This is a genomic window from Cronobacter sp. 153480017-3, from assembly GCF_053627815.1.
Genome location: NZ_JBSEYN010000001.1, coordinates 707,633 through 727,653, shown reverse-complemented (window position 1 = coordinate 727,653; position 20,021 = coordinate 707,633). Strand labels below are relative to the sequence as shown.

The 20,021-nt window shown below is 57.6% G+C and carries 17 protein-coding genes and 3 tRNA genes; 11 read left to right on the top strand and 9 right to left on the bottom strand.

The genetic code is table 11. The features are described from left to right. Positions 1–55: 55 nt before the first annotated feature. Positions 56–1,510, bottom strand: a complete 1,455-nt coding sequence (locus tag ACUW6V_RS03600) for an AMP nucleosidase (protein WP_004387287.1) — start codon at positions 1,508–1,510, stop codon at positions 56–58. 327 nt (positions 1,511–1,837) lie between these two features. On the opposite strand from ACUW6V_RS03600, the gene ACUW6V_RS03595 reads away from it, so the two are divergent. Beyond that, on the top strand, positions 1,838–3,049 hold the full coding sequence (locus ACUW6V_RS03595; RefSeq protein WP_454038008.1) for a diguanylate phosphodiesterase: 1,212 nt from the start codon (positions 1,838–1,840) through the stop codon (positions 3,047–3,049). 241 nt (positions 3,050–3,290) lie between these two features. Next, positions 3,291–4,316, top strand: a complete 1,026-nt coding sequence (locus ACUW6V_RS03590) for an LLM class flavin-dependent oxidoreductase (protein WP_105605008.1) — start codon at positions 3,291–3,293, stop codon at positions 4,314–4,316. A gap of 49 nt (positions 4,317–4,365) precedes the next feature. On the opposite strand, the gene ACUW6V_RS03585 is transcribed toward ACUW6V_RS03590, so the two are convergent. Continuing rightward, positions 4,366–4,441: transfer RNA gene (locus ACUW6V_RS03585), tRNA-Asn, on the bottom strand. 317 nt (positions 4,442–4,758) lie between these two features. On the opposite strand from ACUW6V_RS03585, the gene nac reads away from it, so the two are divergent. Together nac and cbl are read left to right on the top strand one after the other, a co-directional pair. Next, positions 4,759–5,676, top strand: coding sequence for a nitrogen assimilation transcriptional regulator NAC (nac, locus tag ACUW6V_RS03580; protein ID WP_004387290.1), 918 nt, complete (start codon positions 4,759–4,761; stop codon positions 5,674–5,676). A gap of 101 nt (positions 5,677–5,777) precedes the next feature. Beyond that, entirely contained in the window at positions 5,778–6,731 is a 954-nt protein-coding gene (gene cbl, locus ACUW6V_RS03575) for an HTH-type transcriptional regulator Cbl (RefSeq protein ID WP_454038007.1), read from the top strand. A gap of 42 nt (positions 6,732–6,773) precedes the next feature. Here cbl and shiA read toward each other — a convergent pair whose 3' ends face one another. The 3 genes from shiA to mtfA form a co-directional block, all read right to left on the bottom strand. Beyond that, positions 6,774–8,093 (bottom strand): shikimate transporter, encoded by a 1,320-nt coding sequence (gene shiA, locus ACUW6V_RS03570; RefSeq protein ID WP_076726517.1) that lies wholly within the window; start codon positions 8,091–8,093, stop codon positions 6,774–6,776. Between the two features lie 266 nt (positions 8,094–8,359). After that, positions 8,360–8,435, bottom strand: a tRNA-Asn gene (locus ACUW6V_RS03565). A gap of 101 nt (positions 8,436–8,536) precedes the next feature. Further along, the gene (mtfA, locus tag ACUW6V_RS03560; RefSeq protein WP_014728570.1) at positions 8,537–9,334 is read right to left on the bottom strand and encodes a DgsA anti-repressor MtfA; all 798 of its coding nucleotides are present in this window, start codon (positions 9,332–9,334) and stop codon (positions 8,537–8,539) included. A gap of 93 nt (positions 9,335–9,427) precedes the next feature. Here mtfA and ACUW6V_RS03555 point away from each other — a divergent pair. Next, positions 9,428–9,517: transfer RNA gene (locus ACUW6V_RS03555), tRNA-Ser, on the top strand. A 415-nt stretch (positions 9,518–9,932) separates the two neighbouring features. After that, positions 9,933–11,474, top strand: coding sequence for a diguanylate cyclase (locus ACUW6V_RS03550; RefSeq protein ID WP_454038006.1), 1,542 nt, complete (start codon positions 9,933–9,935; stop codon positions 11,472–11,474). A 6-nt stretch (positions 11,475–11,480) separates the two neighbouring features. Here ACUW6V_RS03550 and ACUW6V_RS03545 read toward each other — a convergent pair whose 3' ends face one another. After that, the gene (locus tag ACUW6V_RS03545; RefSeq protein WP_454038005.1) at positions 11,481–12,383 is read right to left on the bottom strand and encodes a LysR family transcriptional regulator; all 903 of its coding nucleotides are present in this window, start codon (positions 12,381–12,383) and stop codon (positions 11,481–11,483) included. A gap of 120 nt (positions 12,384–12,503) precedes the next feature. On the opposite strand from ACUW6V_RS03545, the gene ACUW6V_RS03540 reads away from it, so the two are divergent. Further along, entirely contained in the window at positions 12,504–13,352 is an 849-nt protein-coding gene (locus tag ACUW6V_RS03540; RefSeq protein ID WP_054624263.1) for a type 1 glutamine amidotransferase domain-containing protein, read from the top strand. Between the two features lie 29 nt (positions 13,353–13,381). Next, positions 13,382–14,176, top strand: coding sequence for an SDR family NAD(P)-dependent oxidoreductase (locus tag ACUW6V_RS03535; RefSeq protein ID WP_454038004.1), 795 nt, complete (start codon positions 13,382–13,384; stop codon positions 14,174–14,176). A 94-nt stretch (positions 14,177–14,270) separates the two neighbouring features. On the opposite strand, the gene ACUW6V_RS03530 is transcribed toward ACUW6V_RS03535, so the two are convergent. Then, positions 14,271–14,510 carry a DinI family protein gene (locus tag ACUW6V_RS03530; RefSeq protein ID WP_007794693.1) on the bottom strand — a complete coding sequence of 80 codons (240 nt, stop codon included), beginning with the start codon at positions 14,508–14,510 and terminating at the stop codon, positions 14,271–14,273. Positions 14,511–14,663: 153 nt separating this feature from the next. After that, positions 14,664–15,788, bottom strand: coding sequence for a porin OmpC (gene ompC, locus ACUW6V_RS03525; protein ID WP_454038003.1), 1,125 nt, complete (start codon positions 15,786–15,788; stop codon positions 14,664–14,666). Between the two features lie 644 nt (positions 15,789–16,432). On the opposite strand from ompC, the gene ACUW6V_RS03520 reads away from it, so the two are divergent. The 3 genes from ACUW6V_RS03520 to ACUW6V_RS03510 are packed head-to-tail and all read left to right on the top strand — an operon-like array spanning position 16,433 to position 19,106. Continuing rightward, on the top strand, positions 16,433–17,131 hold the full coding sequence (locus ACUW6V_RS03520; RefSeq protein ID WP_007868970.1) for a phosphohydrolase: 699 nt from the start codon (positions 16,433–16,435) through the stop codon (positions 17,129–17,131). Between the two features lie 60 nt (positions 17,132–17,191). Then, positions 17,192–18,625, top strand: a complete 1,434-nt coding sequence (locus ACUW6V_RS03515) for a DNA cytosine methyltransferase (protein ID WP_454038002.1) — start codon at positions 17,192–17,194, stop codon at positions 18,623–18,625. Next, positions 18,609–19,106 carry a very short patch repair endonuclease gene (locus tag ACUW6V_RS03510; protein WP_063264546.1) on the top strand — a complete coding sequence of 166 codons (498 nt, stop codon included), beginning with the start codon at positions 18,609–18,611 and terminating at the stop codon, positions 19,104–19,106. The genes ACUW6V_RS03515 and ACUW6V_RS03510 overlap by 17 nt, the downstream gene beginning before the upstream one ends. Positions 19,107–19,109: 3 nt before the next feature. On the opposite strand, the gene yedA is transcribed toward ACUW6V_RS03510, so the two are convergent. Further along, positions 19,110–20,021, bottom strand: a complete 912-nt coding sequence (gene yedA / locus ACUW6V_RS03505) for a drug/metabolite exporter YedA (RefSeq protein ID WP_029039563.1) — start codon at positions 20,019–20,021, stop codon at positions 19,110–19,112.

Here is a 20,021-nt window from a genome sequence, read left to right as displayed (position 1 = left end):
TGCTGAATAATTCCACAACCCCGGCGCGGCCAGCGCTACGCCGGGGTTGCGTTAATCAGCGGAAGGGCGGCTCGTTAAAGGTGCGCAGTTTGCGCGAGTGCAGGCGTTCGCCTTCCGCGCGCAGTAAATCGATGGCGCGAATGCCAATCTGCAGGTGTTCGGAAATCGCGCCCTCATAGAAGCGGTTCGCCTGGCCCGGCAGCTTGATTTCGCCATGCAGCGGTTTATCGGACACACACAACAGCGTGCCATAAGGCACACGGAAGCGATAACCCTGGGCGGCGATAGTCGCGCTTTCCATATCGATAGCCACCGCGCGGCTGAGGTTAAAGCGCAGCGCCGAGGCCGAATAGCGCAGTTCCCAGTTGCGGTCGTCGGTTGTCACCACCGTTCCGGTACGCAGACGTTGTTTCACTTCCTCACCCGGCATATTGCTCACAAGCTTCGTGGCGTCATAGAGCGCGCGCTGCACTTCGGCGATGCTCGGCACCGGAATATCCGGCGGCAGCACCGCGTCCAGCACGTGATCGTCACGCAGATACGCGTGCGCCAGCACGTAGTCGCCAATCGACTGGCTTTCACGCAGGCCGCCGCAGTGGCCAATCATCAGCCAGACATCCGGGCGCAGCACCGCGAGATGATCGCAAATCGTTTTGGCGTTGGACGGGCCGACGCCGATATTCACCAGCGTAATGCCCTGACCGTCAGCGGTAATTAAATGCCAGGCGGGCATCTGGTGTTTTTTCCATGCGAGATCGGAAATCGCCGCCTCCGGCGCTTCAGTATCGGCGGTGATCCAGGTGCCGCCCGCGCACGAGAGCGCCACGTACGGGCTGTCCGGATCGAGGATCTGGCTGCATCCCCAGCGCACAAACTCATCGACATAGCGCGTGTAGTTGGTAAAGAGTACGAAGGGCTGGAAATGCTCGACCGGCGTACCGGTGTAGTGGCGCAGACGCGCCAGCGAGAAATCGACGCGGCGGGCGTCGAAGTGCGACAGCGGGTAGAATTCAGTCGGGTGGAAAATCCCGTCGGCGGTCTCATCGCCAATCTGCGCCAGCTCGGTGGTCGGGAAGTGGCGGGTCAGACCGGCGCTCATCGAACGATCCAGCGTCAGCGCCGAGCCGTCAATCACATACGGGTAGGGGATCTCGTGCTGTGACGGGCCGACTTCAATCGTCGCGCCGTAGTCTTCATACAACAGAATCAGCTGTTCGCGCAGATAACTGCGAAATAACCCAGGACGCGTAACGGTGGTGGTGTAACACCCCGGATGGGTGAAACGCCCGTAAGCGCGCGTCTTCTGCGCTTTGCTACCGTCACCATCCCAGCATACCCGCAACTGCGGATAGACAAATAAACCCTGCGCGCGCGCTGTCTCGTCCGGGAGGCGGCCTTCGTTAATATAGGCGGCGATTGCCTCGCGCAGCGCGTTAACCGCGTCATCATATAACGCTTCCAGTTTGTCGAGCGCCTCGTCGGGCGTCAGTGGTGTTGCAGTGGTATTCATCGGTTCTCCTGATCCCACATAGCTCGGCGGGGAGATGGGCTGTCTCTGATAATTATTTCACAGGTTTATGAAACATAAAGGAATGGCGCAATGGCATAAATCTGTAAAGTGTTTACTTGCTGAGATTGTGCGCAATGGGCCTGGTCGTCTCACGTATTAACGTATTCGCTTTATGAATAAATATTTTCACTGGTTATACATCTGTTTTTATTAATTAAAGTCGCAATAGCCCATAGTGAGCGACTTTTTGCGGGCAAATTCGCCGCTTGCGGTGAAAAGCGACAGGGTATACTGATTTTTTATATGACCTGAACACGCAGGAAAACGATGCTATCTACCCTGATTTACCGCAGTCGGCTGAAAGGCGATATCGACCAGGCGAGCCTGCAGGTGATTGTAAGGCAGGCACAGACGCGGAATGCGCAGATGCAGGTCAGCGGTATTCTTGTCTTTGATGGTCATCAGTTTCTTCAGGTGCTGGAAGGGCCGCTGCATGCGGTAGAAGCCCTTTTTGGTCGTATCAGCCAGGACGAACGGCACGATTTCGTCGTGGAGCTGATGCGCGACTACGCCCCGCGTCGGCATTTCGAAAATGTTGGCATGGCGCTCTTTGATCTGCGTAACGTCAAAGCCCACGCGGTGCTGAAAGCGGTGGTTAAATCAAGCGTGGTGCCGTTTAATCTCGCCCGAGAGGCGCGCGTCTATAAATTTATCCGCTCTTTCCTGCGCCGGCCGGACAGCCAGCAGCTTTCCCGTCAGTTTCAGCCTGGTGCCTGGCGGATGGAGCCCACCTCGCCGCCACCGCTGGCGTCTGTCGCGCCCGTGGTGACGGATATCGCCTGCCAGTTTGCCCTGCAGCCGATTGTTGAGCCGACGACCTGCAAAATTAAAGCGTATGAGGCGCTGATCCGCTCCCCTGAAGGGGGCTCGCCCGCCGCGTTGTTTGCATCACTCTCCAGCCAAGCACTGTACGATCTCGATCTGCATTCCAAAGAAATCGCGTTTGCACTGGCGAAAGCGGTCAATATCGGCAGCCAGATGATCTCGGTTAACCTGCTGCCAGGATCGCTGGTGCAGTGCCCGCATGCGGTGGAGATCCTGCTGGCGCAAATTGCGCGCCAGGGGCTGTTACCACAGCAAGTGATTGTTGAGGTCACCGAGAGCGAGGTTATCTCGCGCTTTGATGAATTTGAGTGCGTCATTCGCCAGTTGCGTGCCGCGGGCATTAACCTGGCGATAGACGATTTTGGCGCCGGGTTTGCCGGTCTGTCATTGCTGACCCGCTTCCAGCCAGGCCGCATCAAAATCGATCGCTGCATCGTCGCCGATATTCACCTGCACGGCCCGAAGCAGGCGATCGTGCACGGCATCGTGCGTTGCTGCGCCGAGCTTGAGATAACGGTGGTCGCTGAAGGCGTGGAAAAAGTGGAAGAGTGGTGCTGGCTGGAAGCGGCGGGCATTCGCTATTTCCAGGGGTATCTGTTTGCAAGGCCATTACTCAACCGCGCCCCGTCGGTAAGCTGGCCAACGGTCAGATAAGCAAGCTCACGAAGGCTGGCATCGGAAACTGTCGTCAGCCTTCATCTGCCAACCCGTCATGCCATTTCAGCTTTCGCGCCAGCCCATTCTTCAAGAAATTTGAACCATTATGTTAAACAAAGGGCATTTATTCTTTCCCGTTATCAGCACAGAGTAGGGTATCTGAACCAGACAACGCGGCGGGCATGGCGTGATTGATATCGGTTGCGCCATATATGCTCGCCCTGAAAACGGGATCAACATGAAAAAAATAGGCTTTTTGTCATTTGGCCACTGGACGCCGTCGCCGCAGTCCGCCACGCGCGCCGCCGCGGACGCGCTGCTGCAATCCATCGATCTTGCCGTCGCGGCGGAAGAGCTGGGCGCGGATGGCGCGTATTTCCGCGTGCACCACTTTGCGCGCCAGCTCGCCTCGCCATTTCCGCTGCTGGCCGCCATCGGGGCCAGAACACATCACATTGAGATCGGTACCGGCGTTATCGACATGCGCTATGAGAACCCGCTCTATATGGCGGAAAGCGCAGGGGCGGCGGATCTTATTTCAGGTGGTCGCCTGCAGCTGGGTATCAGCCGCGGATCGCCGGAACAGGTGATCGATGGCTGGCGCTATTTTGGCTATGAGCCTGCCGCCGGTGAAAATGAATCCGACATGGCGCGCCGTCACACCGAGGCGCTGCTGGAGGTGCTGCGTGGGGAAGGCTTCGCCAAACCCAATCCGCAACCGATGTTTGCTAACCCGCCAGGCCTTCTGAGGCTTGAGCCGTGGTCCGAAGGACTGCGCGAACGCATCTGGTGGGGCGCAGGCTCCAACGCCACTGCGGTCTGGGCGGCGAAGCTCGGAATGAATCTGCAAAGCTCCACCCTGAAAGACGATGAAACCGGCGAGCCGTTCCACATTCAGCAGGCGCAGCAGATCCGCGCCTACCGCGCCGCCTGGGCAGAGGCCGGGCATACGCGCACGCCCCGCGTATCGGTGAGCCGCAGCATTTTTCCGCTCATGGACAGCCGGGATCGCGCCTGGTTTGGCAACAGCCGTGATGACAGCGATAAGGTCGGTTTTCTGGATGAGAAAACGCGCGCCATCTTCGGGCGCAGCTATGCGGCTGAACCGGAGACGCTCATCGAAGAGCTTAAGCAGGACGAAGCGATTGCCGAAGCGGATACCCTGCTGTTGACGGTGCCGAATCAGCTGGGTGTGGAGTACAACGTGCATGTGATTGAATCGGTGCTGCGCCATATCGCCCCCGCAATGGGATGGCGCGATTAGCGTAGATAGCAAAAACCCGCTTAAGTTGCCTTAAGCGGGTTTTAAAATTTGGCTCCTCTGACTGGACTCGAACCAGTGACATACGGATTAACAGTCCGCCGTTCTACCGACTGAACTACAGAGGAATCGTGTGAACGGGGCGCATAGTACCGAGGTCGCCAGGCGTTGTAAAGCCCTGAACGCACCAGAAAATTCGTTTGCTGAGAAAAGCGTCAACCAGCCGAAACCTTCCGCCTTTGCACTCTTCTGGTGCAAACGTACCTCTTATGGGGCATAAGCAAAACAGTGTTTCAACGTTGTAAACCGATAAGTTATCGCTTTCTCTTATAATTTAAGCATTTATATTAGCCGCTCCTGCTTTTCAAAAACTGGCAAGCATCTTGCAAAACCTGTTACGACATCATTGCCGGCATTGGCTCTGGCATTCCGTACAGGAGGCAAAATGAACTTAAGACGACTGAAATACTTCGTGAAAATCGTCGATATCGGTAGCCTGACGCAGGCGGCGGAAGTGCTGCACATCGCGCAGCCCGCGTTAAGCCAGCAGGTGGCGACTCTGGAAGGGGAGATGGATCAGCAACTGTTGATTCGCACCAAACGGGGCGTCACGCCAACGGAAGCCGGGAAAATTCTTTATGCGCATGCCCGCACCATTTTGCGCCAGTGCGAACAGGCGCAGCTCGCCGTACATAATGTCGGCCAGACGCTACAGGGCCAGGTCTCTATTGGCCTCGCGCCTGGTACCGCCGCCTCTTCAGTAACCATGCCGCTGCTGCAGGCCGTGCGCGCCGAACTCCCGGACGTGCTGGTTTACCTGCATGAAGACAGCGGTGCGACGCTGAACGATAAACTGCTAAGCGGCCAGCTCGATATGGCGGTGCTGTATGACCGCGCGCCGGTGGCCGGGCTCACCAGCCAGCCGCTTATCAAAGAAGATCTGTTCCTGGTCGGCACGCGCGATTGTCCGGGGCAGAGCGTGGATCTGGCGAGCGTCGCCCAGATGAATCTTTTCCTGCCGCGTGATTACAGCGCCGTGCGCAAGCGCGTCGATGAAGCTTTCTCGCTGCGCCGCCTGACGGCAAAAATCATCGGCGAAATCGAGTCGGTGTCCACGCTGAGCGCGGCCATCGCCAGCGGCATGGGCGTGACAGTGCTGCCGGAATCCGCCGCGCGCTCGCTTGCGGGCTCCACCAACGGCTGGCTCGCGCGTATCACTAGCCCGTCGATGACGCTGCCGCTCTCGCTCAATGTCTCCTCCCGCGTGCCGTTAACGCCGCAGGCGCAGGCCGTGAAAGATATTCTGCTGTCACTGGTGGCGCGCCCGGCGCTGGAAAACCGCGAACTGCTGCTGGTGGGCTGACAGATATTCCGCAACGGAATAACAGACAGCTTTTTATTATTTGTGATGCCCGCCGGGGGACTTTAACAATAGCGTCATGTTGAATCGCTTCCGGGGGCGCTGTGAATTTCCAGCAACTGAAAATTATTCGTGAGGCGGCAAGGCGGGATTTTAATCTCACCGAAGTGGCCAACATGCTTTATACCTCGCAGTCTGGCGTCAGCCGCCATATTCGCGAACTCGAAGAAGAGCTCGGCATTGAAATTTTCATTCGCCGCGGCAAACGGCTACTGGGCATGACGGAGCCTGGCAAAGCGCTGCTGGTGATTGCCGAGCGCATTCTTAACGAGGCCAGCAACGTGCGCCGCCTGGCCGATCTCTTTACCAACGACGCCAGCGGCGTGCTGACTATCGCCACGACGCACACCCAGGCCCGCTACAGCCTGCCGTCGGTGATTAAAACCTTTCGCTCGCTCTTTCCCGAGGTGCGTCTCGAGCTGATTCAGGGCACGCCGCAGGAGATAGAATCGCTGCTGCAAAGCGGCACGGCAGATATCGGTATCGCCAGCGAACGCTTAAGCGCCGATCCGGGCCTGGTGGCTTATCCGTGGTTTCGCTGGCATCACAGCCTGCTGGTGCCTAAAGATCATCCCCTCACGCAAGCCAGCCCGCTGACGCTTGAAGAGATCAGCCGCTGGCCGCTTATTACCTACCGGCAGGGCATCACGGGCCGTTCGCGTATCGATGAAGCCTTCAGCCGTCAAGGGCTGACGCCGGATATCGTGCTGAGCGCGCAGGATTCCGACGTTATCAAAACGTATGTGGAACTGGGGCTTGGTATTGGGCTGGTGGCTGAACAGGCGAGTGAACCCCATGAAGAGAGCCTGCTCACGCGGCTCGACACGCGGCATCTGTTCGACGCCAATACCGTCTGGCTGGGCCTCAAACGCGGGCAGCTTCAGCGCAATTACGTCTGGCGATTTATTGAGCTGTGCAACGCCGGGCTGTCGGTTGACGAAATTAAACAGCAGGCGCTGGAGCCTGCGAGTGACGTGGTGATCGATTATCAGATTTAGCGGTAAACGCCCCGCCAGCGCAGGGCTGGCGGGGCGTGACGATTACTGCGCCTGTGGCGTTTTAATAAAAAGCGCGGTCAGCGCCGACAGCAGACAGCCCGCCATCAGGTAAATCGCCACCGTATGCCATGCGCCGCCGGAGAAAGTCAGCAGGGCGGCGGCGATAAACGGCGTAAAGCCGCCACCCACCACGCTTGCCACCTGATACCCCACGCCCGCACCGCTGTAGCGATACCCCGCGCCGAACATCTCAGTAAACATCGGCTGCTGCACGCAGACCACCATATCGTGCGCGATGTTCGCGAGCATCAGCGAGAAAATCACCACGCCGACAATCGAGCGCGCTTCCAGCGCCATAAAGAAAGGGAAAGCGCTCAGCGCGCCGAGCAGCGCGCCGGTGATGTAAATGCGGCGGCGTCCGTAGCGATCGGCCATCCACGCGAACAGTGGAATGGTCAGGCAGCTCACGCCGCCCACCAGCAGGCCGATATTAAGAAACAGCTCGCGCGGCATGCCCAGATTCTGCGTGGAATAGTTAAGGGCGAAGGCGGTAACGATATACATCGTCAGCAGTTCGCACAGGCGCAGGGCGATGATTTTCAGGAATGCGCCCGGGTGGCGCACCAGCGCCTCAAAGACCGGCGGTCGCTTTTTCGCCTGCGCGGGCTTTGCCGTCTGCGCGCGCTCAAATTCCGCGGACTCCGCCATACCGTTACGCACCCACAGCGCCGCCAGCACCAGCACAATGCTGAACAGGAACGGCAAGCGCCAGCCCCAGCTCAGGAACTGCGCATCGGTCGTCAGGTAGCTGATAAGCGACACCAGCCCGGTGGCGAGCAGCAGGCCTACGCCATATCCCACCTGAACGCCGCTACTGTAAAACGCTTTTTTCCCGGCGGGGGCGCTTTCCACCGCAAGCAGCGCCGCGCCGCCCCATTCGCCGCCCACGGCAAACCCCTGAATGGCGCGCAGCGTCACCAGTAATACCGGCGCCCACCAGCCAATGGTGGCGAACGACGGCAGAATGCCGATGCAGGCGGTGGCGATGCCCATCATCCAGACAGTCATCATCAGCATCCGTTTGCGGCCCAGGCGATCGCCGAAGTGGCCAAAGACAATCCCGCCGAGCGGACGGAATAAAAAGCCGACGCCGAAGGTGGCGAAGGCGGCAAGCGTGCCCATGGCCGGTGAGATCTGCGGGAAAAACTCGGTGTTAAACACCAGTGCCGCGGTAATGCCATAGAGTAAGAAATCAAACCAGTCTACGACCGCGCCGGCAAAGCTGCCCCAGGCCGCGCGGCGCGCGCGATTGCAGGCAGGGAGCGCCTCATCAGGGCGGGGAGTTGTGATTGTGGAATCCATCGTTGTCCTGTCCATTCGTCAACATTCTGTATTGTTATTGTTATCAAAGCAGATTGAAGGTTACTCACATCGTACGCAGCCAAAAAAAGCCGTTACTGAGACTACCGCGCCAGCCGCCGGGTGAAAACCGTTTTGCGCCGTGACGGACGTTTAAGGACCAATTAACTCAGAGATGCCGGGTGGGCAGAGAAATATGCGGTAAAGAGGGAGAGAATAACGGAAGCAGAAAAGCAAAAAGCCCGCTAAAAAGCGGGCTTTTTTGAATCTGGCTCCTCTGACTGGACTCGAACCAGTGACATACGGATTAACAGTCCGCCGTTCTACCGACTGAACTACAGAGGAATCGTGTGAACGGGGCGCATAATAATCATGCCCCGCATCAGTGTCAACGCAAAAAATTACGCTATGTATTCAAACGCTTAATTCTGCGTCAGATTGCGCTTTTAATGTACCTGACCGCCGTCGGAAAGGGCGGGCGTTTCGCGCAGGCGTAAGCGCAGCAGCGGATCCTGACCGTAAAAGTGACAAAAACGCTGCCACAGCGACGGGAAGCGCGGCGCGAAAAGCTCCGGCGCACTGAAGAAATATTCGGAGAGCACCGCGAAGCACTCCGCCGGATCGGTGGCGGCATAGGCATCAATGCTGGCGGCGCTTTCACCCACCAGATCTATCTCATCCTGAATATTTTCCATCGCCGCGTGCAGGTCGTGCTCCCAGCCTGCGACTTCACGCAGCGCGATAAGCGGAATGCCGCTTGCGCGATCGCCGTTACGCATATCGAGCTTATGTGCCACTTCATGAATGATAAGGTTAAAGCCGGAGGCGTCGAACGAATCCTGAATATCGAGCCAGTTGAGGATAATCGGCCCCTGCTGCCAGCTCTGGCCGGACTGCACCACGCGCTGGTTATGCACCAGACCGATGTCGTCTTCCCATTCGTCATCCACCACGAACGGCGCGGGGTAAATCAGCACTTCGTGAAAGCCGTCGAGCCACTCTAAACCGAGCTCCAGCACCGGCAGGCAGAAGAGCAGGGCAATGCGGGCGCTTTTCAGCTCATCCAGCTCAAAACCCTGTAAGGGCACCAGCCGCTTCTGCTGTAAAAAACGCTCGCCTAAGCGCACCAGCTTCTGCTGTTGTTCGTCGCTCAGGCCCGCCAGTAACGGAATGGCGAGCGCCGCTTCCCAGGGAAGAGGTGCCAGCGCGGCGGTGTGATTTGCTTTCCAGGGCCACTTAATCATCTTATTGCTCGCAAACTCGTCACTTGAACAAAATCGAAGAGGCAGGGACTGTTAAAATGCCAAAGATCCTGGCATCATGGCAACCTCAAGTACGGAGAGATGCCGGAGCGGCTGAACGGACCGGTCTCGAAAACCGGAGTAGGGGCAACTCTACCGGGGGTTCAAATCCCCCTCTCTCCGCCACTATTCAAGCACTTACCGCCTCGTTTTTCAGTGATAAAAATCCCGTTGAGAAAAGTTTGAGACTAATCGCGCCGTGAATTGTGCCCGGCTTCGCTTCTCGCCTGGATGCTTTTTACCTTTCTTTGCAGTTTTCACCCGCTTTCATGTTGCTGGTGGCTTCTCTTTTAAACGCGACAGCGCGCGTCAGTCACCCAAACTAACCCTTAACGATTACCACTGATTTGCGCCATAAAACTGCCGCCTGTGACGCGATCGGGTCTATTCTTATCTAATGCATATTGATGTTAACTCGCGGAATTCTCTGGCTTGTCGTTCGGGGGCTTTCAAAGTGAGTTAAAAACGAGCCTGACGCGGCTTCCGATAAACTTCAGTAAAATTAATGCAACGCGGGCAGGATACGCAGGAGGTGGCCGTCGTGCCTGAGAAAAAACAGTTTATCCGCATTCTGGCGCTGGATACGCCGCTCGGGCGCAGTCTGGCGTTCTTTCTGTTTATTCTGCTGGCAGGAAGCATCGCGGCCAATGCGGTAACGCTGTATCTCTCCTGGGAGCGCACGGTTGAAGATGCCGAGAGCAAGGCGATTAACCTGTCGCTTTCGCAGGTGCGCCAGGCGGATGACACCTTTCTCCAGACAGAGCTGACCCTCCAGGAGATCCGCCGCAATCTGGCTTATGGCTATCTTCCCGATCACGAACTCAACGCATCGCTTGCCGAGCTGGAACAGCGGCTGCCGCAGCTTGATGGGCTGTTTATTTACGATGCGCACGGCGCATGGCGCAACAGTTCTTTCGGGCAGGAACCTGCTGAGGACAACATCGCGGACCGCGATGATTTTCTCTACCACAAAGATCACGGCTGGATGGGCGTGCATATTGGTCATGTGGTGCGCAGTAACATCAGCGGCCAGCTGGTGATCCCGGTTTCGCTACGCCTCAATGACATTACCGGCGGCTTTGCGGGCGTGGTGATGGCCACCGTGAAAATGGACTATTTCCGCCAGTTTTACAGCTACTTTGAACTGACAAATAACGACATCCTGGCGCTGCTGCTGGTCGATGGCAAACCGCTGTACATTCGCCCGTTTGACGAAAGCGTGCTGAATAAAGATCTCTCTGACAGCCCGCTTTTTACGCAGGTGCTGCTGCGAGCGCGCCAGGGCAGCGCCACCTGGCTGTCGGCGCTTGATCAGGTCGTCAGAATCTACGGCTTTGCGCGCTCGACGCGTTACCCGATTGTCGTGGTGGCCGGGTATGACAAAGACAATCTGCGCGCGACCTGGCTTAAAAACAGTATTCCTGATTTGCTTATCAACGGCGCGCTGCTGACCGCCATTATCCTGATGGGCATGGTGCTGTTCAGACAGGTGAGAGTGAATATCCGCGATCGCAACGAGCTGGCGACGCTGCGTGACGAGCTGGTGAAAATCAACCACACGCTGCATTCCATGGCAATGGTCGATGGTCTGACGGGGCTTGCTAACCGGCGGCGCTTTGACGCCTTTCTTGAGCAGGCGCTGGCCGACTCCGCTGTCACCGGAAACCCCGTCTCACTCATTCTTATCGATGTCGATTTTTTCAAACGTTATAACGACAATCGCGGTCACGTGGCCGGTGATGCCTGCCTGCGCCGCATCGGCGGTGTGCTCCAGCAGGCTTCTTTTAGCCATGGCGATCTGGTGGCGCGTTACGGTGGCGAAGAGTTCGCAATCATACTCTCTGAGGCTTCGTCCGCCGACGCCCTGCGCGTCGCGGAAAAGGTGGTCAGCATGGTGCGGGAGCAGGCGCTGCCACACCCCAACACCGAACTGCCCGATGGCGTGGTGACTATCAGCGCGGGCTGTTACAGCATGACATCCGACGGCAGAATGGCGTGTCTGACCGAGCTTATCAAAGGGGCGGACGAGGCGCTTTATCAGGCGAAAAGCACCGGGCGTAACCGTGCCGTCCTGTTGTCATAAGCCCCACTAGCCTGTTGCCTGCTGTATGAAGCGAATAAACGCTTCACTGGCGGATGACAGCCCTTTGTGCGGCGCGTAGATAAGCGAAAAGGGGCGCGTGCGGCCGCGGGTTTGCGGGAGGATCTCCGTCAGCAGGCCGTTTTCCATGAGCGGGCGCGCGATAAAATCGTAAGTCTGACAGATACCCGCGCCGCTGACGGCAAGCGAGATAACGCCCAGAATGTCATCCGAGACCTGAATCTGCCCCTTCGGTGTCCACTCAATGGGGGCTCCCTCCTCGCACAGGCTCCACTGCGCGATACGCCCGCTGCTTGGCATGATAAACGGCAGGCAGCGGTGGTTTTCAAGCGCGGCTAACGTGTGCGGCTCGCCGTGCTGGCGCAAATAAGCGGGTGCTGCGACCAGGCACAGCGGTGCCTCTTCAAGCTTACGCGCGACCAGCCGGCTGTCCGGCAGCGTGCCCAGACGGATAGCGAGATCGTAGCCTTCGGCCACCAGATCCACGTTTCGGTTAGTGATATTCAGCTCAACGGTAATCCCCGGATAGTGCGCGGCGAAACGCTGCAACAGCGCCGGAAGCCGGTAGTGCCCGTAGGTGGTCGGCGCGCTAAGCCGGATATGGCCGACCGTCTGCGCGCCGCGTCCCTGAATATCCCGCTCGGCGCGCTCAAAAACTCCAAAAGCGCTGCACGCCTGCTCGTAATAGTGCCGCCCGGCCTGCGTCAGGCTGAGCTGGCGCGTGGTGCGTCTCACCAGCTGTACGCCAAGCCGCGTCTCAAGCCTTGTTAGCGCCCGGCTCAGTACGGATGCCGTGGTGCCGAGCGCCACCGCCGCCGCGGTGATCGAGCCTTTCTCAATGATCGTCACGAAGATTTCCACATCGCTGAGATGGGCGAAACGGGGGCTCATTATGTCTCCTGAAGAACAAATGAATGTCTTTAGCGGTGGTTTATCCACTTTTGAGGAAACACTACAGTGTGCGCCAGTTGCAGGCAAGGCTTGCAAATCTAAACACATCAACAGGAGTACATGGTGAAAATGGTACGTCATCTCGCGCTCGCCGCAGCGCTTGGTCTTTCTGCCCTGAGTGCGCAGGCCGCCAGCGTGCTGGTAGTGCTGTCGGATTCTGACCATCTGGATCTGAAAGACGGCAAAGTGTTTCAGACAGGCTTTTATCTCAATGAACTGATGCAGCCGGTAAAACGTCTGCTGGACGCCGGGCATCAGGTCACGTTCGCCACGCCGAACGGACAGGCGCCGACGCTCGATAAATCCTCTGATGACAAAATGTATTTCAACAATGACGTGAACGCGTGGCGCACGCATCGCGCGTTGCTCGACAAACTGAAACTGACGTCGCCTTCGTCTTCGCCGGTGATCAGCTTGGCGCGTGCCGCGCAGCGTGGCTACGGCGAGTTTGACGCGATTTACATTCCGGGCGGCCATGCGCCGATGCAGGATCTGCTGACCAGCCCGGCGCTCGGCAAGGCGTTGGCCGCGTTTCATGCCGCCGGTAAGCCGACGGCGCTGGTCTGCCACGGCCCCATCGCGCTGCTCTCCACGCTGCCGGATGCGCCGGCATTCACCCGCCAGCTGGCGGAAACCGGCCATGCCGCGGCGCAGCCCGGCTGGATTTACGCGGGTTACCGGATGACGGTTATCAGCAATGCGGAAGAGGAGATTGCCAAAGGCCTGCTGCCGAAAGGCGGGGCGATGAAATTTTATCCGCAAACCGCGCTTGAGCAGGCGGGTGGCCAATACAGCAGCAATACCGAACCGTTCACCTCGCATATCGTGACGGACAGGGAACTCATCACCGGGCAGAACCCGGCTTCGGCAACGGCGGTGGCGCAGGCGCTGCTGGAACGTCTTCATTAATCTCTGACGCACTGCACTGAGGAACCAACATGGATCTGCAACTGAACACTAAAACGGCGATAGTGACGGCGGCGACGGCAGGCATTGGCCTTGCGATCGCCCGGACGCTGGCGCAGGAAGGCGTGGCGGTCACCATCACCGGCCGCGACCATAAAAAACTGGCGGCGGCGGTCGCGACCATTGAGGCGGAGGCGAAAGGTGCCTTCGTGACCGGCGTGCTGGCGGACGTCAGCACCGTGGAAGGCGTCGCGGCGCTGACGGCGCAACAGTCGGAAACCGATATTCTGATTAACAATCTCGGCTTTTATGAGGCAACACCGTTTGCGGAAATCACCGACGAGGCGTGGCTGCGGATGTTTGATGTTAACGTGATGTCCGGCGTGCGGCTCTCCCGTCACTATTTCCCGCAAATGCTGACGAAAAACTGGGGACGCGTCATTTTTATCTCCAGCGAAGTGGGGGCGTTTACGCCGCCGGATATGGTGCACTACGGGATGAGCAAATCGGCGCAGCTTGCGGTGGCGCGCGGCATGGCGGAGTTAACCAAAGGCACCGGCGTGACGGTAAACAGCGTGTTGCCTTCGGCCACGCGTTCAGAAGGCATTATGGAATATTTGCGCCAGACCGCGCCGCAACCGGGCATGACCGACGCCCAGATTGAAGCGAATTTCTTTGCGACGTATCGCCCGAGTTCGCTGCTTGCGCGCATGATTGATGCCACGGAGATAGCCTCAATGGTGGCGCTGCTGGCAAGCCCGCTGGGCGCGGCGTCAAACGGCGCGGCGGTACGCGTGGAAGGCGGTACGTACCGCTCTATTCTGTAATCAGAGGCGTAACAGGAGAAAAGGGCTGGCCGGGCGTGACGCCGGGTGAGCCTGAATAATAAAAAACCCGCGCTGGCGGGTTTTTTACTGTCGCTTATTCGTTAACCAGCCACATGTCGGCTTCGTCGAACATCTCTTCCAGCATCCGGTTCAGCTTTTCGCGATCGTTTTTATTGGCGTCGGAATTGAGACCGTTTGTCTGCATCGGCTTAACGCGCACGTCAGCATCCGGAAAAATGCGGTGTACGCGGCGGGTCAGCTCGGCCAGGATAATCTCACGCGCGCCGGGCAAGCCTGCGACATTGCGTTTGTCATAAACCAGTTCAACAAACATGGAAAACTCCACAGTATGGATATATATACAGTCCTGGCACACTATAGCGCCCGTCCGGCATCCGGTAAAGAGGAGAGTGAAGGCGCGCGTGAAGAAGCGTGGAAAATAAAAAAGGCCCGCACGCGGCGGGCCTGAAAAGGATGAGTAAAACGCTTAGAACTGATACACCATACCAATGCCGACGATGTCGTCGGTTGCGATGCCATTATCTTTATAGAAGTCGTCGTCGCTATCCAGCAGGTTGATTTTGTAATCAACGTAGGTCAGGAAGTTCTTGTTGAGATACCAGCTGGCACCGACATCCGCGTATTTAACCAGATCGTTGTCCTGGTACTTACCGGCATACCACAGATCTTTACCGCGGGATTGCAGGTAGGCCAGTGACGGACGCAGGCCGAAATCAAACTGGTACTGCGCCACGATTTCGATGTTCTGCGTTTTGTTGGCAATGCCATCGCCGTCGCCATACGGCGTCATGTTGCGGGTTTCAGCATAGGTGGCGGCAAGATAGATATTGTTGGCGTCATACTTCAGGCCAGTCGCCCACGCATCCGCGCGTTCGCCGCCTGCGACGATAGAATCGCCACGGCCCTCATTAACCTGTTTTGACGTACGGTCAGAGGAGGAATAGGCCGCGGATGCGCTAAAGCCCATACCGCAATCATAGGTCGTGGAGAGACCAAAACCGTCGCCGTTCTGGGTCTGGATGCCGTGACCGTTGTTGGTGCCTTCGTTGCCGTTGCCGTCGTCTTCGTTATTTCCCTGGTATTGTAGCGCGAAGTTAAGCCCGTCCACCATGCCGAAGAAATCGGTGTTGCGGTACGTCGCCATCCCGTTGCCGCGGCCCACCATGTAGTTATCGCTGTAGGTGTAAGAGTCACCGCCGAACACCGGCAGCATATCGGTCCAGGCTTCAACGTCATAAATCACGCCGTAGTTACGGCCATAATCGAAGGAGCCGTAATCGCCATATTTCAGGCCCGCGAACGCGAGTTTGTTGTAAGAGGTGTTGCTGTCCTCGGTGCTGTTGGCCATGATTTTGTAGTTCCACATGCCATAGCCGGTCAGCTCTGAACTGATTTGGGTTTCGCCTTTAAAGCCGAATTCCAGATAGGTGCCGTCGCCGTCGTCACCCGGGTTATCGGAAAAGGTATGACGCGCGTCGACTTTACCAAACAAATCGAGTTTATTGCCGTCTTTATTATAAATCTCTGCCGCATTCGCAGCGCCTGCCATTAATAAAGCGGGTACTACAAGAGCCAGTACTTTTCTTTTCATTATTAATTTCCTTATCGTCATAAATAAAATAAATGAATGGTTTAATTGAATGACGTAACGGAGCATCGTCCGCGGCACGCATATTAGCAGAATGTAAAAACGCCACAAAAATTATTTCCCAGGGCGAATTCTGGTGAAAATTAATATATTTGTGTTGGTTATTTTATTTTTTCTTTCATTATTTTCATCAATGTTCTTGGTAGGGCGTTGAAATTATTTATAAAGGGTTGTTCTGGTCGAGGCACAGGCCCAGAGGGTATGGTGGCTGGTTTTTCTGGATGTGCGCGCTATCAAATAAATAAGCGTTAAAGGCATCAGTAATAAAAGATAATTGCCTGTTGAATTATTATTCGGATAATTAATTTTCAGAAAAAAGAACGGTACGAAGCGGGTCTGTTAGCGCTGAAAAAAGTCCGGTTCCGGCGTGTGAAAATAAAAATCAGATAAGTGATGAATGCCTCCTTTTTAAGGAGCGAATTTTAGGGCCCGATATCAATCATTATCCCTGCTACCCGGCACGTTCTTTTTACTTAGCGATTTGTTACGCCTGCAGAAAGCCGTCCGCGCAAAAGCGCATAAAGCATGCTAATTTTGTGATCTGCATTACAGAAAAAACCGGACTGACCCGCGTAGAAGGAGACGCTATGTCGCTCACCCACTGGCAGCAGCGTTTTGAAGACTGGCTGCATCAAAGCTGGAATCAGGATGACAAAGCGCATGATATCGCGCATTTTCGCCGCGTCTGGAAAACCGCGCAGCAGATCATGGCAGGCAGTGAGGCCAACCGTCTGGTGGTACTGACCGCCTGCTATTTCCACGATATCGTCAATTTGCCGAAAAACCATCCGCAGCGCCATCTGGCCTCGACGCTGGCCGCTCAGGAGACGTTGCGCATTCTGGACACTCACTTTCCCGATTTCCCACGTGAAATGTATGACGACGTGGCCCATGCGGTGCGTGCGCACAGCTTCAGCGCCGGTATTGCGCCGACGACGCTGGAGGCGAAAATTGTGCAGGACGCCGACCGGCTGGAGTCGCTCGGGGCTATTGGTCTTGCGCGTGTCTTTTATGTCTCCGGCGCGCTTGGCCGCGCCCTGTTCGACAGTGACGATCCGCTTGCCGCACACCGTGAACTCGACGACACCGCCTGGGCGCTCGATCACTTCCAGAAAAAATTGCTGACGCTGCCTTCCACCATGCAAACCGAGGCGGGCAGGGCGCTGGCGCGCCATAACGCTGATTTTCTCGTGCATTACATGGCCAAGCTCTGCGCCGAGCTGAAGGGCGATTTTTGTGAGCTTGATGAAGAGGTACTGCGTCGCTTTATTCAGGTTACGCCTTAACCGCAGCCCCGCGCGAAAGTGTGTTACTCTGTCCTATATCGGTTTTGTATGGCGAAGGTAATGCTCGACAATCACGCTGTTACTGAAGACGGACTGGCAGGCGCGGAGTTCAACGCCGCTCCTGCGCTGAGCGCGCACGCGCTGCTGCAAAAAGTGCTGGAGATTTACGACACCAAAACGGTGGTGGCGCTGTTAAATGAGGCAGGCGAAAAGCGCTGGAGCCGCGCCAGGCTTAAGCGCCAGCAGCTCAACGCGGATGGCGCGCGCCTTGGCCCGCAAGAGTATCGCCGCCTGCTGGCGTTACTGCCCACGCCACCGCGGCATCATCCGAACTACGCGTTTCGCTTTATCGATCTCTTCGCCGGTATCGGCGGTATTCGCAGCGGGTTTGAAGCCGCAGGCGGCCAGTGCGTGTTTACCAGTGAGTGGAATAAACACGCGGTGCGCACCTATAAAGCCAACTGGTATTGCGATCCGCAACAGCATCAGTTCAATGAAGATATCCGGGATGTCACGCTAAGCCACAAGCCAGAAATCAGCGACGAGGCCGCCGCCGAGCATATCCGCGCGTGTATTCCGCAGCATGACGTTCTGCTGGCGGGCTTTCCGTGTCAGCCGTTTTCGCTCGCGGGCGTGTCGAAGAAAAACGCGCTGGGCCGCGCGCACGGTTTTGCCTGCGAAACTCAGGGCACGCTGTTTTTCGACGTGGTGCGCATTATCGCCGCGCGCCAGCCTGCGATTTTCGTGCTGGAAAACGTCAAAAACCTGAAAAGCCACGACAAGGGCAATACTTTTCGCATCATCATGCAGACGCTGGATGAGCTGGGCTATGAAGTGGCGGACGCCGCCGAAATGGGCCCGGACGATCCGAAAATCATCGACGGCAAACATTTCCTGCCGCAGCACCGCGAGCGCATCGTGCTGGTGGGCTTTCGCCGCTCGCTCAATCTGCACGACGGGTTTACGCTGCGCGCGCTGCCTGAGTTTTACCCCGCGCGTCGCCCGGCGTTTGGTGAACTGCTCGATACGACCGTCGATGCCCGCTACGTGCTGACGCCGACGCTATGGAAATATCTCTACCGCTACGCCCAGAAGCATCAGGCGAAGGGCAACGGCTTTGGTTATGGTCTGGTGGACCCGCAAAATCCCGCAAGCGTGGCGCGTACGCTCTCGGCGCGTTATTACAAAGACGGCGCGGAAATCTTAATCGACCGCGGCTGGGATAAAGCGCTTGGCGAGCGGGATTTCGACGATGCCGCCAACCAGCAGCGCCGCCCGCGCCGCCTGACGCCGCGCGAATGCGCGCGCCTGATGGGCTTTGAAGCGCCGCAGGGCCACGCGTTTCGCATTCCGGTTTCCGATACCCAGGCCTATCGCCAGTTCGGCAACTCGGTGGTGGTGCCTGCTTTTGCGGCGGTCGCAAAGCTACTGCGTCCGCGTATCGCGCAGGCGGTGCGGCTGCGGCTGGAGAATCGCGATGGCGGACGTTCATAGCAAGGCCGTTCGCAGTAAAAATATGCGCGCCATCGGCACCCGCGATACCGCCATTGAAAAGCGGCTCGGCGCGCTGCTCACAGAGCAGGGGTTTACCTTTCGCGTGCAGGACGCCGCACTCGCCGGTCGCCCCGATTTTGTGCTCGACGACTACCGCTGCGTTATCTTCACCCACGGCTGTTTCTGGCATCATCACGACTGCTATCTCTTTAAAGTGCCTGCCACCCGCACCGATTTCTGGCTTGATAAAATCGGCAAGAATGTGGCGCGCGATAAGCGCGATGTGGCCACGCTGCTCAGTGAAGGCTGGCGCGTGCTGTTAGTCTGGGAGTGTGCGTTACGCGGTCGTGAAAAACTCTCTGACGCGGCGCTCGCCGAGCGGCTGGAAGAGTGGATTTGCAGCGGCGGGGCGCATGCCGAAATAGACATCCAGGGCATTCACGCCCTTGAGGGCGAGCGGCCTGCGCCACCCGCCGGTTAAGGTTTACTTCTGAACGTCACAGGGCTCAACGACCGGTTTAGCCGGCAGCAGATATTTACCGAGCGTCACCAGCAACACCGCTACAATGATCACGCCAAGCGCAATCCACTCAATCTGTGACAGGCTCTCGCCGCCAAAGCCGGTGCCAAGCAGCACCGCCACCACCGGGTTGACATACGCGTAGCTGGTGGCGACCGCAGGCGAGACGTTGCGGATAAGATACATATAAGCGTTGATGGCAATCACCGAGCCGAACAGCGCCAGATAGCCCACCGCCAGAAAGCCCGAGAGATCGGGCAGCGCGGTCATCCGCTCGCCGGTGAGCAGCGACGCCACCATCAGCACCAGGCCCGCCGCCAGCATCTCAATCGCGCCCGCCATCATTCCCGTCGGCAATTCAATACGCGAGCCGTAGACCGAACCGAACGCCCAGCTAAGCGAGCCAATCAGAATTAACAGCGCGCCCCACGGATTGCCGTTCAGGTTGCCGCCGCTGTTTAACAGCACAATGCCCGCCAGGCCAATCGCCACGCCGAGCCACTCCAGCTTACGGGTCTGAATGCCAAAGAAACGGCTGAAAATCAGCGAGAAGAGCGGGACGGTCGCGACCATCACGGCGGCGATGCCCGACGGCACATGCTGATGCTCCGCCACCGTCACAAAGCCGTTACCGACGGCCAGCAGCAGCACGCCAATCAGCGCCGCGTTTAACATCGGGCGACGCGCCGGGAGTTTGTGGCCGGTCGCCAGCAGATATGTCAGCAGCAGAACGCCCGCGCAGAGAAAGCGCACGCCCGCCATCATAAACGGCGGCCAGCTTTTTACGCCGACGGCAATCGCAAAATAGGTGGAACCCCAGATGATATACAGCGCGAACAGTGCGCCAAGCAGCGGTAATACTCGACCGAAACGCAT

What these genes read in the sequence shown, in the direction of transcription:
- nac (WP_004387290.1), top strand. Translation starts at nt 4,759, where the DNA reads ATGAACTTAAGACGACTGAAATACTTCGTGAAAATCGTCGATATCGGT.
- mtfA (WP_014728570.1), bottom strand. Translation starts at nt 9,334, where the DNA reads ATGATTAAGTGGCCCTGGAAAGCAAATCACACCGCCGCGCTGGCACCT.
- ompC (WP_454038003.1), bottom strand. Translation starts at nt 15,788, where the DNA reads ATGAAAAGAAAAGTACTGGCTCTTGTAGTACCCGCTTTATTAATGGCA.
- ACUW6V_RS03510 (WP_063264546.1), top strand. Translation starts at nt 18,609, where the DNA reads ATGGCGGACGTTCATAGCAAGGCCGTTCGCAGTAAAAATATGCGCGCC.
- ACUW6V_RS03595 (WP_454038008.1), top strand. Translation starts at nt 1,838, where the DNA reads ATGCTATCTACCCTGATTTACCGCAGTCGGCTGAAAGGCGATATCGAC.
- ACUW6V_RS03590 (WP_105605008.1), top strand. Translation starts at nt 3,291, where the DNA reads ATGAAAAAAATAGGCTTTTTGTCATTTGGCCACTGGACGCCGTCGCCG.
- yedA (WP_029039563.1), bottom strand. Translation starts at nt 20,021, where the DNA reads ATGCGTTTCGGTCGAGTATTACCGCTGCTTGGCGCACTGTTCGCGCTG.
- ACUW6V_RS03515 (WP_454038002.1), top strand. Translation starts at nt 17,192, where the DNA reads ATGCTCGACAATCACGCTGTTACTGAAGACGGACTGGCAGGCGCGGAG.
- ACUW6V_RS03540 (WP_054624263.1), top strand. Translation starts at nt 12,504, where the DNA reads ATGGTGAAAATGGTACGTCATCTCGCGCTCGCCGCAGCGCTTGGTCTT.
- ACUW6V_RS03520 (WP_007868970.1), top strand. Translation starts at nt 16,433, where the DNA reads ATGTCGCTCACCCACTGGCAGCAGCGTTTTGAAGACTGGCTGCATCAA.
- ACUW6V_RS03600 (WP_004387287.1), bottom strand. Translation starts at nt 1,510, where the DNA reads ATGAATACCACTGCAACACCACTGACGCCCGACGAGGCGCTCGACAAA.
- ACUW6V_RS03545 (WP_454038005.1), bottom strand. Translation starts at nt 12,383, where the DNA reads ATGAGCCCCCGTTTCGCCCATCTCAGCGATGTGGAAATCTTCGTGACG.
- shiA (WP_076726517.1), bottom strand. Translation starts at nt 8,093, where the DNA reads ATGGATTCCACAATCACAACTCCCCGCCCTGATGAGGCGCTCCCTGCC.
- ACUW6V_RS03530 (WP_007794693.1), bottom strand. Translation starts at nt 14,510, where the DNA reads ATGTTTGTTGAACTGGTTTATGACAAACGCAATGTCGCAGGCTTGCCC.
- ACUW6V_RS03535 (WP_454038004.1), top strand. Translation starts at nt 13,382, where the DNA reads ATGGATCTGCAACTGAACACTAAAACGGCGATAGTGACGGCGGCGACG.